The sequence below is a fragment of the Paenibacillus sp. P4_E11 genome, assembly GCF_056401635.1.
The window spans coordinates 1-15,490 of sequence record NZ_JBFUIX010000072.1; the positions used below are offsets into that span (position 1 = coordinate 1).

Genomic DNA, 15,490 nt, shown 5'->3' on the forward strand with positions numbered 1-15,490 from the left:
GGTTTAGAGGACGTGCAACGATATCTTCTAGAGTCGGCTCAGCACTATGAGCATTGCGCGGAGACCTTCCAGGAGCTGTGCCGGATGTTTCCATTTGGTGCCAAGCTATTGTCGCCCAATGATCCACCAAACGGGCAAAAAGCGATCGCCTTGCTACGTCAGGCCAGAGCTGCTGAACAGCAGGGATTGGCTGCCTTGTACCATGTCGCGGGCTTTTTGTCGGTGGTACAGCGTCAGGATGCTCAGTAGGAGAAGGGAGCAGGAGTATGGGAGTAATCGAATATGGTGTTTCAGGCTAGTAAACGTCTTGTGGTTTTCCACCGTTCTATAACGAAATGCCGGGAGTGATCGTCCCGGCACTATTATATATTAGGAATGTCGAGGCGTGTCGTCGCTTTCGCGAGGATTGTTTTGTGCTGGATGAACCTCATGGTTTTTTAAAACTTGCGCCGCGTAATTCTGGTTTGTGTTATATTTGTTTCCCTCGTTCTTCTTCATACCTTTGGGCATATGATTCACCTCCATCCTTGTGAGCCTGAGAAGTGTGACTCTCTTTTGCGATTTCAAATTGAGTCATACATCATAAGCTAATCCTACTCCGATCATCATTATGATGGTTCATACCGTGTGAACTTATGCATCCACAATTGGAAACCCTAACTGCAAGTGGATTAACCGAATCGGTTCGTTCACAGGTCGTGGTTCAACCATTTCCCATATCTCTCCCTCCTGGATTTCGGTATAATGGTGGGAATGAAAGCAATTACAACGAGTGAGGGGAAGCTTGTATGAGTGGGAAGAAGGTCCGATTCAATAAACGCAGCGTGATCGTGACGTGGCTATTCTCCTACATATCCGTTCTGCTAGTTCCCATCATGATCAGCGGAGTGATCTATGTGGCGACTTGGCACGTCGTGGAATCTGAGATCACTCGTGCCAACGAATCCTTGCTGAAGCAGACCGAACAGGCAATCGACAGCAGCTTGAAGGGAATCGAGCGGTTAAGTGTGGAGATTGCGCTCAACAAGCGGGTGGCGGCTTTCCTAAGTGTAGCGAAACCGCTTACAGACAACGACTACTACGAGGTAGTCAATATTGCGAACGATCTGCGCGTGTACAAGATGGCCAATGACTACATCGAACAAATCTATATTTACTACAAGAACAGCGACACGGTCTTATCGACCCGGGATCATATGAATAGCCGCCGCTTGTACGAAATCGTTCGCGAACGGGACGACATGAGCTACGAGCAATGGAAAGCTTTTTTCGATAAGCGGTATATGCAGGAATATGYGCCAGTGCGGATTAAGGAAGACAATCAGTCGGACAAAGCGGTGATGTACGCTAAGTCTGTCATTCTGGACAACCCGGATCAGCCGGGGGCGGTCATTCTGTTCGTCATTAAGGATTCGAAGCTGCTGGAGAACATATCGTCGGCTAATCATGCCACAGTAGCGGTATTGGATAAGCAAAATCGCTTGGTCGCTTCGACCGACTCCGAATATAGCTCTGAACATCAGCTAGTGGACAAGCTTATCGGCGGGAATGGTCTGTTCTACGATCAGGTGTCCGGCAAGAAAGTGGCGGTCTCCTATACAACATCAAGCAGCACCGGGTGGAAGTATGTCTCGATGATTCCAGCCGAGCTGTTCGATGAGAAGATGCAATACATGAAGAAGCTAATCTACGCAAGCATTGTGTTGTGTCTCTTGGTCGGAGGTGTAGTGACGTATTGGTTTCTCAAAAAAAATTACATCCCGATCAGTCTGCTCATTCGCAGCCTCTCCGTCAAATCCGGCGTCTCTTACAACGAAAGCTCGAACGAATATTTGTACTTGCAGGATGCGCTTAACAACACGTTCGCCGAGAAGGAGAAGATCGACCAGCGCTTGAACCAGCATCGTGATGCGATACGGTCGCATTTTCTACAGGGCTTGCTGAAGGGGCGGCTCGACCAGAATGTACCTGTGCACGAGTCGCTGGCCGCTCACGATATTCGTTTCGCAACGCCAACCTTCGCGGTGTTGATGTTTCATGTCGAGAACTATGGGAAGTTGGACTCGGCGGCCTATACCGACCCGCAGAAGGCGAAGCTGCTGCATTTCATCGTGATGAATATCGTAGAAGAGGTTGCGGGAGAGCGACATCAGGCGTTCGCCGCCGATATGGACGACTCGCTCGCTTGTATCGTCAATTTCCGGACGGAAGCGGATCAAGAGGAGCTTCAGCGTATCGCTCGGCAGGTGAAGCAATTCCTGCTCGATCACTTCCATGTGAACTTAACCGTGGCGATTAGCGGCATTCATCAGGACTTGTACGGGCTGCCTCGCGCCTATCAGGAAACATTGGAGGCGATGGAATACCGGCTCGTCATGGGCAGCGGCGAGATGATCGCGTACGAAGACTTGCCGAGCACGGAAGCGACAGGTGGACCGGGCAGCTATTATTACCCGTTGCATGTGGAGCAGCAGTTGATCAATTTCGTTAAGACAGGCGATTTCGAACGCTCGAAGGCCATTATCGATGAGATTATCCAGATTAACACGGTCAACACATCGATCTCCGTCTCGCATGCCAAGTGCCTTATGTTCGATCTTATCAGTACATTGCTCAAGACGGTGGATGAGATCGGGGCAGACAGCAAGCGGAAGGTCATGGAGCATGTCGACCCGATCGATCGGCTGCTGGCCTGCGAGACGATCAAGGACATGGTGGTGCAAATCCGTGATGTGCTGGAGCGGGTGTGTCGGACGATTGAAGAGGATCGCAAGCAAGAGGTGAATCCGATCAGCCAGCAAGTTATCGACTACGTGACGCAGCATTACAACAATGAGAATCTGAACATCTCGATGATCGGAGAAACGTTCGGTCTTACACCTTCTTACTTGTCCAAGCAGTTCAAGACGCAGACAGGCGAAGCGTTGCTCGATTTCATCAACAAGACCCGTCTGGAAGCAGCCAAGAAGCTGCTCACCGAGCAACAGTTGCCAGTAGCGGAAATCGCCAGAAGGGTCGGGTACGCCGATATCAATACGTTCAACCGGATTTTCAAGAAATTCGAGGGGATCACACCGGGCAAGTACAAGGGAATTGGTAGTGGTTGAGGTGCCTAATCGATATATAGGGGATGTCCAAAGAGCCGCTTGATGCGGCTTTTCCGGTTTTTGCAGAGGCAGTTGAGAAATTGCATATTGACGATTCGCGATTTTGAAGACGTTATTGGCGTTTTGATTATATTCAAGGGCGGCTGCTGCCTGCATAATGACGCTTAGGTGCACAGAGATTGCACACTTACCTTATTAGTGATCAGGGGGATGGGCATGGGAAAACAGTTCAATAAACGGACATTCAGCATGGCAGTATGTGTCGCATTAGCATCCAGCATGTTCGTAGCTTGCACGAAGCAAAACACAGGGGAAACGAAAGATTCCCCGAAGTCGTCGTCAGCGGTCGCACCAGAAGCCGGGAAATACCCGATTAGCACGACAGAGACGTTAACGTCCTGGGAGCAGATTAATCCGAACCTCATTACGTTCTTTCCTAATCTGTCCGACTCGCCGTTCGGCAAGCAGTTGGAGAAGGAAACTGGTATTAAAGTGAAGTACACCCACCCGGCAGACGGCCAATCGAAGGAACAGTTCAACCTGCTGATCGCCTCGAACAATTTGCCGGATACGATTGAATATGACTGGAACACCGGGTATCCCGGAGGACCAGAGAAGGCCATCTCCGACAAAGTGATTCTGCCCTTGAATGAGCTGATCGACAAGCACGCGCCTAATCTGAAGAAGCTGCTCGCCAAGGATAAGGAGCTTGAGAAGATGATCAAGACGGACAGCGGCAAGTATTATGTATTCCCGATGATCCGTCCGGACAACGGGCTTGTGTATCGCGGACCGATGATTCGTAAGGACTGGCTCGACGAGCTGAAGCTCACGGTACCGACTACGATCGACGAATGGTACACCGTATTGAAGGCGTTCAAAGAGAAGAAGGGAGCTGCCGCTCCGTTAACGGCCCAATACAACAATGAGTTGAACCTGCAAGACGCCTTCATCGGCGCTTACAAAACCGCCAATCGCTACTATGTAGACGACGCCGGCAAAGTGAAGTATGGACCAGCCGATCCGCAATTCAAGGAAGCGCTTACGCTGCTGCGCAAATGGTACGCGGAAGGGCTGCTCGACAAAGACTTCGCCCTGAACACCGATTCGAAGGCGTTCGATACGAAGATGATGAGCAACGCCTCTGGGGCAACTGTCGCGCTGTTAAGCGGAGGCATGGGACGCTGGATGGAGACGGGGAAGAAGGCAGATCCGAAGTTCCAGCTGGTGGCCGCGCCTTACCCGACGGTTAAGAAAGGCGAGAAGGCGTTTATTGCTCAGCGTGAATTCAAGTACGCTCCAGCGGCTAGCAAGGCTGTCACGACTGCTGCCAAGAACCCGGAGCTGGCGATCAAATGGCTGGACTATGCATATAGCGAGAAGGGCAGCTTACTGTTCAACTTCGGTATTGATGGCGACAGCTATACGGTGAAGAACGGTACACCGACATATTCAGATAAGATGGTGAAAGACCCTAAGTACAACTTCCAGCAAATGGTGTCCCAGTACACGAAGCCGAACGGCCCGTTCCCAGGCGACGACAGGAAGACGTTCAATACGTACCCAGAGCAGGATGAAGCGATTAAGATTTGGGAGCAGACTGAAGCAGCCAAGCATGTCATGCCTTCATTCATAACGCCTACTGTAGAAGAGAGCAAGGAAATGGCCAAGTTGACCACAGCGATCACGAGCTATAAGGAAGAAATGTTCATCAAATTCGTCATGGGCAAGGAATCGCTCGACAAATTCGACGACTATGTGAAGCAATTGAAGGATATGGGGATCGACAAAGTGATTAAGATTTACCAGGATGCGCTGGATCGTTACAACAAGCGCTAATACACAATAGAATGGCTGCTTGCTTCAGCGATGCGCCTGAAATCTGCATCAGCAGTTGCTTCTGTCAGGATGGCGGGGCGCATCGTCCGGGCAGCGGCTATATGAATGGATGGAGGGAGTTCAAGTGGCAGCAGTGAATCAAGAAACATCGAGGGTTCCCTTTATTCCGAAGAAGCGAACCACTTTTGGCCTAATCATGGATATTCGCAAGAACAAGCTGCTGTATGTCATGCTGCTTCCCGTCTTGCTGTTCTACGTAGTGTTTCACTACGCCCCGATGTATGGCGCGATTATTGCCTTTAAGGATTTTTCCCCACGTCTAGGGATATGGGGAAGCGACTGGGCAGGGTTTGAACATTTTGAGACGTTCTTTAACGGCGCTTACTTCTGGAGGACGATCAAGAATACGATTCTGATCAGCTTCTATGAGCTCATATTCGGTTTCCCGGCACCCATCATTCTAGCTCTGTTATTGAATGAAGTGAGACATTCCTTGTTCAAGCGAACCGTGCAGACGGTCACTTATCTACCTCATTTCATCTCGCTTGTCGTCATCTGCGGCATTATTAAGGACTTTACTTCCAGTGATGGTGTCATTAACGATCTGATCGTCTTCTTCGGCGGTGAACGCATCTCCTTACTGCTTGAGCCGAGCTGGTTCCGCACGATCTATGTGTCATCCGGCGTTTGGCAGCATATCGGTTGGGGGACGATCATATTCCTCGCAGCCTTGACCGGCATCGATCCGGAGCAATATGAAGCGGCACGTATGGATGGGGCTGGCCGATGGAAGCAGATGCTGCACATTACACTGCCTGGCATTATGCCGACGATTGTTATTTTGCTTATCTTAAGTGTTGGTCGGATGATGAACGTGGGCTTCGAAAAAATCATCCTGCTATACAATCCAGGCACGTACGGAACGGCGGACGTTATATCCTCCTACGTGTATCGAGTCGGACTGCAGGATTTCAATTACAGCTTCAGCTCGGCGGTCGGGTTGTTTAACTCCTTGGTGAACTTCATTCTTGTTGTGTTCTCCAACTGGTTAAGCCGTCGATTGAACGACACGAGCTTGTGGTAGGGGAGGAGAATGGGGATGCTGAACCGGCCAACATGGTCTGAACGGGTGTTCGACCTTGTGAATATGATTTTTTTGACCGCGTTGATGATCGTTACGATATACCCGGTCCTGTACGTAGCGTTCGCTTCACTTAGCGATGCCGGGAAATTAATGGCGCACAATGGAATCTTGTTGAAGCCGATGGGGTTCTCGTTGGAAGCCTACCAGAACGTGTTCCAGAACCCGATGATTCTGAAAGGATATGGCAATACATTTTTCGTTGTCGTGGTTGGCTTGGCCTTCAATATATTGCTGACCGCGTTCGGAGCGTACGCCCTGTCTCGCAAAAGCTTACGCTATCGCAAGCAGTTGATGTTGTTCATCGTGTTTACGATGTTTTTCAGCGGTGGGTTGATCCCGTTCTTTTTCACAGTAAAAGGGGTCGGCCTCGTGAATACGCTCTGGGCACTCATTATTCCACAGGCGATCAACACGTTCAACCTGATTATTATGAAAACAGCGTTCGAGGCTATACCGGACAGTCTGGAGGAATCAGCCAAGATGGATGGGGCGAACGACTTCGTTATTCTGTTCCGTATCATTCTGCCCCTGTCGATGCCAGTCGTGGCCGTCATGATGCTCTATTATGGCGTAAGCCACTGGAATTCCTGGTTCAACGCGATGATCTTCTTACAGGAACGTTCGCTCTATCCGCTGCAGCTGGTGCTGCGTGAGATTCTGCTTCAGGGTGAGGCTAGCTCGATGGCTACTGGGGCGATGGCGGGAGACATTGCGATGCTGTCCGTGACACTCAAGTACGCGACGATCATTGTGGCGACGGTGCCGATCCTGCTTGTTTATCCGTTCTTGCAAAAGTATTTCGTCAAGGGCGCGTTAGTCGGTGCAATCAAAGGGTAAGGGGGCGATTGCTCTGGGTTTTTCTTTACTCCTTCGCTAGATGCTAGATTAATTTACCCACTACAGACAGGAAATTACCAATCTTTGGCGAATCTATATCGATAAATACAAATTCTTGTTCATTTCCGCGTCTATGGATGGGCTTTGCTTCGCAAAAAAATTTCGATAAGCAGTTCGCTACACCGTTCTATGTAAGATGATCTTCAACGAATCGCTGGAGAGTATCGAGATGGAAGGAGGTGAATGCCTTGAAACGTTATATGCTTCTGCTCTTTTTATCTCTTTCTATCCTTTCGATAAGCTTCGTGTGGGAGTGTTCTGCATCGGCCGCTAAGGAGCAGCCTGTCTCTCCGGGCTTGCTGGGCGGGTTAACGGGACTTGTAAATAGTGTGACCGAGACCTTGAAGCCGGTAACGCAAACAGTGGACACGGTGTTGACGCCTGTGGTCGAACCGGTGTTGTCCCCGGTGACCGAGACCTTGAAGCCGGTAACACAGACAGTGAACACGGTGTTGAAGCCTGTGGTCGAGCCGGTGCTGACTACGGTCACTGATACGCTGATGCCGGTAACGCAGACAGTGGACACGGTGTTGAAGCCCGTGGTTGAGCCGGTGCTGACTACGGTCACTGATACGCTGGTGCCGGTGACGGAGACAGTGAGCACGGTGTTGACGCCCGTGGTCGAGCCGGTGCTGACTACGGTGACAGACGCGCTGGTGCCGGTAACGCAGACAGTGGGCGCGGTGTTGACGCCCGTGGTCGAGCCGGTGCTGACTACGGTGACAGATGTGCTAGTGCCGGTGACGGAGACGGTCGGCAAGGTGTTGACGCCTGTGGTCGAATCGGTGAGCTTGGTATTAACGCCTGTAGTTAAGCCAGCGCTGACAACGGTAACCAATGTACTGAAACCGGTGACGGAGACAGTGGGCACGGTGCTGGCGCCCGTGGTCGAGCCGATCACTACTGTACCGGTAGTGGAGCCACCGAAGCCGCAAGGGAAAGGGAACGAACCGGCTCCTAGTGTACCTGACGTACCCCAATCCTCGCCTCCAACCTCTCTTGAGCTGGAGGCATCGGCATCGGTAACCGTACCATCGGACGAGGTTGCGTCTCACAGTTACAAGCCACCGCCATCTCATTCGGCTGCGATCCACCCTGCAACGGGGAATCGGCCCATTCCTCCACCGACTATTACAGAGTATTCGCTGCGGTCGGAACCGACGTTCGATTCGCTCTCGACCTCTCAGGCCGAGGTGCAGTCGGAGACAGAGCGAGTAGCTCTGGCTGCTTCCAATTCTAAAAGTCGATCGAAGGATGATAGGGTATTACCTGTTATTGAACGGGAACCTTCTCAGCCATTGCCATCGCCATCGTTGCGAGGGACGCCACTGGATGAATCATCATGGCCGATTCCCCTCTCGCCTTTTTCGGAAATGCCGATGGCTGTCATCATGTATAGCCCGCCGTTTTGTCCCAATCCGGGGAAAGTGTCCAGTTCTGCACACGGTCTCTCATTCACGGGAATTCTGAATAACACCGTTGATACCAAGCTGCTCAGTAAGATCCGGCTGTGGGTCAGCTTCACCAAACCGTACACGAAATGGTCGAACGCACCGCCTGGACGTCCGCCCATGTCCTTCTTGGCCTCGAGGAATCAATAACCTTAATCGAGACAAGGAGTGACTTCGAGAATGGTAAGCTCGAATACATGGATTGAATTGACAACCACCGACAAAATATTAATCGTAAACGCTGTGATTGAAATGGCAAGAAAGATTAAACATCGGTATGAGTCTCGGATGTATAGAAAGCTTGCGAAGAAGATCGTGTATACCGAGGGTCTTATCGGACTGGACGGTCAGGAGTTAGCCATGATGGCATATGCCTTGGATAAGGAAGCGGATTGCTGTAGCAATGAAGCGCTCGCCCGGTTGTACCGGCTGATGGCCCAGCATCTCGTACGTGAGAAAAAGAAGTTTCACAGCGAGGTGTTCGCTCAATTGTCGTCCCGGTACTTGTTTCCTGAAAAATGATAATATAAATACTCAAAAGAGCAGAGGCTGCCGAATTACGTTTCGGTCAGCCTCTGCTCTGGTGTTTTCTCGGTTCCTTATTGCCAAAGCCCCATAATTGCGGAACTGGTATCGGCTGGATCAGGATTGGTTTTCTTTCGCCTCTGTTGTGATCATCCAATGTATGCCGAACTTGTCTTCGATCTGACCGAACAAGGTACCCCAGAACGCTGGCTCCAACGGATGGTTCACTTTGCCGCCTGCCGCCAGATTATTAAAGGCTTCGTGTGCCTCGGCTTCTGTGGCGTACTCCAGGCATAGGTGGATCGCGTCCCCTGTAGTTGCCGGTGCGGAGTCGCACATAAGGAAGTTAACTCCCGCAGCCATCAGACTCAAATGCAACACTTTGTCCTTGAGCGCATCCGATGAGTTAGGGAGCTCACCATGTGTCATGATAGACAAGATTTCTCCGCCAAGCGCTTGTGTATAGAACTCAGCTTGAGCTCTTGCGTCCTCCGAGAAAATATAAGTAGTATGTTTGGCCATCTTCAATTCATCCTTTCATTAATGGTGTGAATGATTTGCACAGTCCAATTGTAGCATGTTAAGTCTGCCACAATTTCTTATCGATTGCTATTATGGATCGTTACAAGAACTGCAGTATCGCCGGTATTCCGTGTATTCAAATGGACCCTTGCTCTGTGAAATCTGTAGGCACCATCCTTCTATATCACGGTTGGGCCTCCCGTATAGAACAGTATTTGTTCTTCGCATCCCTGCTATCCGATTGGGGCTATAAGGTCGTTGTACCTGAATTGCCGCATCATGGTGAACGGGGAACACTGAATTATTCTGACCCTTCGGAACTACAACAGTATTTCTGGGCTTTCGTGCTGCAGCGGTCCAGGAGGCAGAGTCGCTGGTGTCCGTGCTGTCTGCAGCAGATGGACCTATCGGAATTGTAGTTATTCAACCGGAGGGTTTGTAACGCCTATGAGGTGTCTGGCGAGGCGGATCAATTCAATTAAGCTTAATGCTTTCTGCTCACGTGACTTGTTGAGTCAGGTTTGTTTTTTTTGAGAGGAGAATATTCACTGACTAAAGTTGTCAGTCATGTCCGGGTATAATGAGAATAGTCAAAGTCCTGCCATGATATACTGAGGAAAATCACCGTGTAGTGGAGGTAAGGAATGAAGGTGTATATCGCACTTCTTCGGGGTATCAACGTAAGTGGGCAGAAGCTAATCAAGATGGCTGAACTGAAGCTCATGTTCGAGGGGCTGGGCTTCGAGCGGGTACAAACGTATATCCAGAGCGGCAACGTGTTGTTCGAGTCGCAGGAGATCAGGATGGAGTTGTTGCGTTCCCAGATCGAAGAGCAGATTGAATCGGTGTTCGGCTTCCAGGTCACAGTCGTGCTGCGAACCGTCCAGGAATTGGAGCGCGTCGTTCGAGATTGTCCGTTCCGCACAGAGGATTGGGCCGATGGAGAGACACTTTACGTTTCATTGCTCGCCGAAGTGCCTGCACAACCGGGAATCGACTGGCTGCTTGCTTGCAATAGCGAAGTCGACGATTATCATTTCGCGGATACGGAAGTGTATGTGTTTTGCCGTCAAAGCATTCGGAAATCCATGTTCTCCAACAATTTGCTGGAGAAGAAGTTAGGAGTGGCAGCGACGACTCGCAATTGGGCGACTACCCGCAAGCTTCTTGAGATGGGAAAAGCGATGGAGGTGTAATAAAGGATATCCACCCACTGATGGCACAACGAAATCCACAGAATTTAACCGAGATTTCTATAATAATTGTGGATTTATGTTGATGTTAGTTAATATTAGTTGTTTTTGTGTTGAAGTGAAGCGGGTTCGGCAGTATAATGGGGGCACAACATTCCTTGTTTATGATCCCAAAGGAGGAACACCTCTATCACTGCTGCACTCCTACTTGTACTCTGTTCGGGATTGATCCATGCGGTATGGAACTTATTTACGAAGAGCAGCCTGAACAAAAGCGTGTTTCTGTGGTCCATTCACGTGATCGCTAGCGTGCTGCTGCTACCGAACTTTATCCTGGAACTGACCCAAAGTTCGATCTCCTCGAGCGGCTATATGTACATAGCGCTATCGATATTGTTCCAGATGGGATATTGTCTGCTGCTCCCGTACGCTTATAAGCAAGGGGATATGTCCCAGGTGTACCCGATCATGCGGGGAACTGGGGCTCTACTGGTCCCGATTCTAAGTGTGTGGATTTATGGGGAGGCTTTATCACCAGCTGGTTGGGCTGGTATCGCTTGTATTGTACTCGGTCTGTACACGATAAGTGGAATGTACCGAACTCGTCTGGGGACGGCATCGATTCGAAGCTTGGTTCCAGCGCTTACGGTCGGATTGTGTATTACGGGCTACGTTATGGTTGATAAAATGGTGCTGGAGTCGATCTCGCCCTTCGCGCTAATTGAACTGGCGAATATCGTCTATGTACTCGTGCTAACTCCTGCCGTTCTGCGTTCGCGTTCGCTCAAGGCAGAATGGAAAACGAACCTGAAGACCATTCTGCTCGGCTCCATATTCTCGCCAGGCTCGTACTTGCTATTCTTGCTTGCGGTTCAACTAGCCCCTTTGTCGCATCTGGCGCCAATCCGCGAGATGGGTACGGTATTCGGCACATTGTTCGGTGTGCTGCTGCTGAAGGAAGCGCATGGGCTGAGGCGAGTTACCATGTCGGCTGTCATTACAGCGGGCGTAATTATTATCGGAGTATGGGGTAACCCGTAACGGAATGAGGAGAGCGAACACTATGACACTAGTACAACGGGTATTCATCATCGGTTGGGACGGAGCCGGCAATTTCGTTCAAGCGGCACATACGCCTAATTTAGATTCCTGATTGCGCGGGGAGCATTCGACTTCAAGGCCCAGACCGTATTACCGTCGATCAGCGCACAATGCTGGGGCTCGCTGTTGCATGGTGTTAGTCCTGATCAACATGGATTGACGAATCGCAAGGCAAGCGAAGAGACATTCCCGGACGATTCGTTGTATCCGTCGGTGTTCCGGGTTGTCCGTGAAGCGGATCCTAAGGCGGAACTAGCCTCATTCTGCGCCTGGAAACCGATCAATTCCGGGATTATCGAGTCCAACATTGACGTACATAAAGTGTCGATGCCAGACCGGGAATTGGCTCATGCGGCAGCCGAATATATTAGCGAACACCCAGATCTCAGGCTGATGTTCCTAGCGTTCGATTTGCCAGACGCGGAGGGTCATCGCCATGGTTATAACACGAGAGAGCAGATGGCATCTATTACTGAGACGGACGAACTGATCGGCATTGTTCTTCGTGCGATCGAACGGGCAGGAATGATGGATGATAGTCTGATAATCATGGTATCTGACCATGGTGGAGGCGGAGTGAACACACACGATCATGGTAGTGATCACCCTATGGATCAGACGATATTCTGGGGATGCACGGGACCGGGCGTCCGTCCTGGGTCCGGAATTGCAGGAGGCATCACCATTACAGACACAGCAGCGGTAGTCCTGCGAGTGATAGGCCTTGAGGCGCCGCCTACATGGGAAGCTGAAGTGCCCAGTGCGCGTGGATTTCGTGTGGAATAAATGAAACATTAACAACACTTTTACAGCAATTGAGTTAGAATAATGATGAAGTTAATCCACAGTAAGGAGATACAGAATGGTAGAGCAAGCAAAGAAGAATCGAATTGGAATCGTGGTCGCGGGACTCTTGTTAGGCATCCTGATGGCTTCGATGGACAATACAATTGTCGCAACAGCAATGGGTACGATCGTAGGGGAGTTGGGCGGACTGGACAAGTTCGTCTGGGTCACTTCCGCTTACATGGTGGCCGAGATGGCCGGAATGCCGATATTCGGTAAGTTGTCCGATATGTACGGACGCAAACGTTTTTTTGTATTTGGGATCTTAGTCTTCATGTTAGGGTCCATTCTATGTGGAACAGCGGGTTCTATCGTAGAACTGAGCTTGTACCGTGCGATTCAAGGGATTGGCGCAGGGGCATTAGTGCCTATCGCCTTCACGATCATGTTCGATGCCGTGCCTATCGAAAGTCGAGGGAAGTTGACGGGGTTGTTCGGCGCTGTGTTCGGTATGTCCAGCATCTTCGGACCTTTGCTCGGGGCATACATTACCGACTATATTGGCTGGGAATGGGTATTCTACATCAACTTGCCTATCGGGATTATCGCCTTTGTCATGATTGCCTTCTTCTATAAGGAATCACCCGTTCATACCCGGCAAAAGATTGACTGGATCGGTGCCTTTACACTCGTCGGGGCTGTCGTATGTCTCATGTTCGCACTCGAACTTGGCGGCAAAGAGTACGCTTGGAATTCTACCGTCATTCTAGGACTGTTCGCTGGATTCGCCGTCTTGACTGTTGTGTTCGTCATAGCGGAGACGCGGGTGGCAGAACCAATCATCTCGTTCTCTATGTTTTCGAGACGGCTTTACGCTTCAAGCAACGCGATTGCTATGTTCAGCGGAGCTGCGTTCATTACGGCGTCTGTCTACATTCCTATCTTCATTCAGGGTGTGCTTGGAGGTTCAGCGACTAACTCGGGGCTTGTACTGTTACCTATGATGGTCGGGTCAGTCGTAACCGCTACGGCTGGCGGATTCCTGATGACGAAGATCAAGTACCGGACCATTATGCTCCCGACCTTGGCCCTTCTCGTTGTCGGTATCGTTCTGTTGACCACGATATCGCCCGACTCGTCCCGGTTCACGGTAACCGTCTATATGATTCTTACCGGACTCGGAATCGGAGCTTCCTTCTCGGTGTTGAGTAGCGCAGCGATTCATGCCTTCTCCGCGAGACAGCGCGGCTCCGCTACCGCGACGCTCAACTTCCTGCGGTCGCTTGGGATGACGATCGGGATTACCGTATTCGGTATTATCCAGAGTCACGCCTTCACACGCAAGCTGACCGACACATTCGCTAGCTCAGGTGGCCAGATGCCGCAGGGCAGCGAGTTAAGCAGCAATCCGCATGAGTTGCTGTCACCGGCGACCCGTGCCAAGATTCCAGCCGAGGTGCTGGACAAAGTATCGGAGGCGCTCTCCTCCTCCATTGTGACCACGTTCGCCTGGGCCATCATTCCAGCAGTATTGGGACTGGCGGCGGCCTTCTTCATGGGTCGTGACAAGCTGGAGCATACTCAGGAAAGTGGAGAGTACTCCGGGGGGCATTAAACGTACTTCAGCCTACCCACAACTAATCTTCGACGACCTGCCAATGGCCAGGTCGTCATTATGTGTGCCACACAAAGTAATAGGAATAAGCTCCGAAGGCTCACGTCACTTGTGGGTTTCTTTCAAAAAAGAGGTGTAGCAATCATAACCATCCGTGGTACAATCAGAAATAGGACACTCAATAACGAAAGCAATCGAAGCGGAGGCTAGCAAAGCAAATGAAGAAGAAGGCCGTTTTCTTAGCGAATCCAGGTAATGCTATGGTTAATAAGGTGTACGATGAGCAGACGCGGAACGAACTGAATCAGTTAGTGGACGTGTATCCGGTGTACATCAATCAGGCTAACGCAGAACAACATATAAATGAACTGCAAGACGTAGAAGTCGCATTCAGCACGTGGGGCATATCGCCTTTTACGGAAGAGGAACTGGGCCGATACTTTCCGAATTTGAAAATCGTACTGTATGGTGCTGGGTCTGTTCAAGCGTTCGCTCGTCCTTTTCTGGCGCGGAATATAACTGTGATGAGCGCCTGGGCGGCCAATGCGATCCCCGTAGCGGAATTTACGGTAGCTACCATAGTTCTGGCGAACAAAGGGTACCACCAAACGGCACTGCACTATAAGAAGAGCGGTTACAAAACGTCCTTCGCGACGAGAGCCGGGTACCGGGGCAATTACGGTCAGACTGTCGGTATCCTCGGAGTAGGCATGATCGGTAGAAAAGTGATCGAGCTGCTCAAGAGCTACAACATCAAGGTGAAAGTATTCGATCCATTCTTGCCGGATGAGAAGGCGGTGGAGTTGGGTGTCCAGAAGAGCGATCTGATCGACATCTTCACTACATGTGACACGATTTCGAACCACTTGGCGAATTTACCGGAAACGAAAGGTATACTGAACAAGGAACATTTCAATTGTATGTCGCCTAGCGCTACCTTCATCAACACCGGTCGTGGCGCCCAGGTCGTCGAGGCTGATCTGATTCAAGCGCTGCGCAGCGAACCAGGCCGTACTGCTATTCTGGATGTGACATTTCCAGAGCCTGTGGAGGAAGACAGTGCATTCCTGCAGCTCGACAACGTCATTCTTACGCCGCATATTGCCGGCAGTATGAACGAGGAAGTCGCTCGCATGGGGGCGTACGTGGCAGAGGAGTTCGGGCGCTATCTGAATGGTGAGAAGTTGAAATATCAGGTTACGCTGGAGATGCTGGAAACGATGGCATGAGGATAGATCAGCGCTACCCATAAGAAAATCATCAATCGGGCTGAAGTCGGGTGTTCCCCGAATCATCCCGTTTTTTCATCC

General features: G+C 50.7%; 12 protein-coding genes and 1 pseudogene. 12 read left to right on the forward strand and 1 reads right to left on the reverse strand.

The genetic code is table 11. From position 1 onward, the window contains the following. From AC1DWB_RS23320 to AC1DWB_RS23350, 7 genes and pseudogenes are all read left to right on the forward strand, one after another. Positions 1-249: pseudogene (locus AC1DWB_RS23320) on the forward strand (hypothetical protein); the annotation flags it as partial. A 539-nt stretch (positions 250-788) separates the two neighbouring features. Next, positions 789-3,107, forward strand: a complete 2,319-nt coding sequence (locus AC1DWB_RS23325; RefSeq protein ID WP_477543491.1) for a helix-turn-helix domain-containing protein — start codon at positions 789-791, stop codon at positions 3,105-3,107. 216 nt (positions 3,108-3,323) lie between these two features. Next, a complete protein-coding gene (locus AC1DWB_RS23330; protein WP_477543492.1) occupies positions 3,324-4,946 on the forward strand; it encodes an extracellular solute-binding protein in 1,623 nt (540 codons plus the stop codon). A 124-nt stretch (positions 4,947-5,070) separates the two neighbouring features. Next, the gene (locus tag AC1DWB_RS23335) at positions 5,071-6,030 is read left to right on the forward strand and encodes an ABC transporter permease (protein ID WP_477543493.1); all 960 of its coding nucleotides are present in this window, start codon (positions 5,071-5,073) and stop codon (positions 6,028-6,030) included. 15 nt (positions 6,031-6,045) lie between these two features. Continuing rightward, positions 6,046-6,927, forward strand: coding sequence for a carbohydrate ABC transporter permease (locus AC1DWB_RS23340; protein WP_477543494.1), 882 nt, complete (start codon positions 6,046-6,048; stop codon positions 6,925-6,927). Between the two features lie 248 nt (positions 6,928-7,175). Then, positions 7,176-8,588: a hypothetical protein gene (locus tag AC1DWB_RS23345; RefSeq protein WP_477543495.1), complete on the forward strand. Its 1,413-nt coding sequence runs from the start codon at positions 7,176-7,178 to the stop codon at positions 8,586-8,588. A gap of 30 nt (positions 8,589-8,618) precedes the next feature. Continuing rightward, on the forward strand, positions 8,619-8,960 hold the full coding sequence (locus tag AC1DWB_RS23350) for a hypothetical protein (protein WP_477543496.1): 342 nt from the start codon (positions 8,619-8,621) through the stop codon (positions 8,958-8,960). 120 nt (positions 8,961-9,080) lie between these two features. Here the strand turns inward: AC1DWB_RS23350 and AC1DWB_RS23355 are convergent, their stop codons facing one another. Continuing rightward, positions 9,081-9,485: a VOC family protein gene (locus AC1DWB_RS23355; RefSeq protein ID WP_477543497.1), complete on the reverse strand. Its 405-nt coding sequence runs from the start codon at positions 9,483-9,485 to the stop codon at positions 9,081-9,083. 644 nt (positions 9,486-10,129) lie between these two features. Between AC1DWB_RS23355 and AC1DWB_RS23360 the strand changes: the two genes are divergently transcribed. The 5 genes from AC1DWB_RS23360 to AC1DWB_RS23380 all read left to right on the forward strand — a co-directional run bounded on the left by AC1DWB_RS23360 (position 10,130) and on the right by AC1DWB_RS23380 (position 15,409). Continuing rightward, entirely contained in the window at positions 10,130-10,681 is a 552-nt protein-coding gene (locus AC1DWB_RS23360) for a DUF1697 domain-containing protein (protein WP_477543498.1), read from the forward strand. 186 nt (positions 10,682-10,867) lie between these two features. Then, positions 10,868-11,719 (forward strand): EamA family transporter, encoded by an 852-nt coding sequence (locus AC1DWB_RS23365; protein ID WP_477543521.1) that lies wholly within the window; start codon positions 10,868-10,870, stop codon positions 11,717-11,719. Between the two features lie 186 nt (positions 11,720-11,905). Further along, positions 11,906-12,565, forward strand: a complete 660-nt coding sequence (locus AC1DWB_RS23370; RefSeq protein ID WP_477543499.1) for an alkaline phosphatase family protein — start codon at positions 11,906-11,908, stop codon at positions 12,563-12,565. A gap of 76 nt (positions 12,566-12,641) precedes the next feature. Further along, entirely contained in the window at positions 12,642-14,180 is a 1,539-nt protein-coding gene (locus AC1DWB_RS23375; RefSeq protein WP_477543500.1) for an MDR family MFS transporter, read from the forward strand. A gap of 218 nt (positions 14,181-14,398) precedes the next feature. Next, positions 14,399-15,409, forward strand: a complete 1,011-nt coding sequence (locus tag AC1DWB_RS23380) for a hydroxyacid dehydrogenase (protein ID WP_477543501.1) — start codon at positions 14,399-14,401, stop codon at positions 15,407-15,409. Positions 15,410-15,490: the final 81 nt, after the last annotated feature.

What these genes read in the sequence shown, in the direction of transcription:
- AC1DWB_RS23330 (WP_477543492.1), top strand. Translation starts at nt 3,324, where the DNA reads ATGGGAAAACAGTTCAATAAACGGACATTCAGCATGGCAGTATGTGTC.
- AC1DWB_RS23340 (WP_477543494.1), top strand. Translation starts at nt 6,046, where the DNA reads ATGCTGAACCGGCCAACATGGTCTGAACGGGTGTTCGACCTTGTGAAT.
- AC1DWB_RS23350 (WP_477543496.1), top strand. Translation starts at nt 8,619, where the DNA reads ATGGTAAGCTCGAATACATGGATTGAATTGACAACCACCGACAAAATA.
- AC1DWB_RS23355 (WP_477543497.1), bottom strand. Translation starts at nt 9,485, where the DNA reads ATGGCCAAACATACTACTTATATTTTCTCGGAGGACGCAAGAGCTCAA.
- AC1DWB_RS23360 (WP_477543498.1), top strand. Translation starts at nt 10,130, where the DNA reads ATGAAGGTGTATATCGCACTTCTTCGGGGTATCAACGTAAGTGGGCAG.
- AC1DWB_RS23375 (WP_477543500.1), top strand. Translation starts at nt 12,642, where the DNA reads ATGGTAGAGCAAGCAAAGAAGAATCGAATTGGAATCGTGGTCGCGGGA.
- AC1DWB_RS23380 (WP_477543501.1), top strand. Translation starts at nt 14,399, where the DNA reads ATGAAGAAGAAGGCCGTTTTCTTAGCGAATCCAGGTAATGCTATGGTT.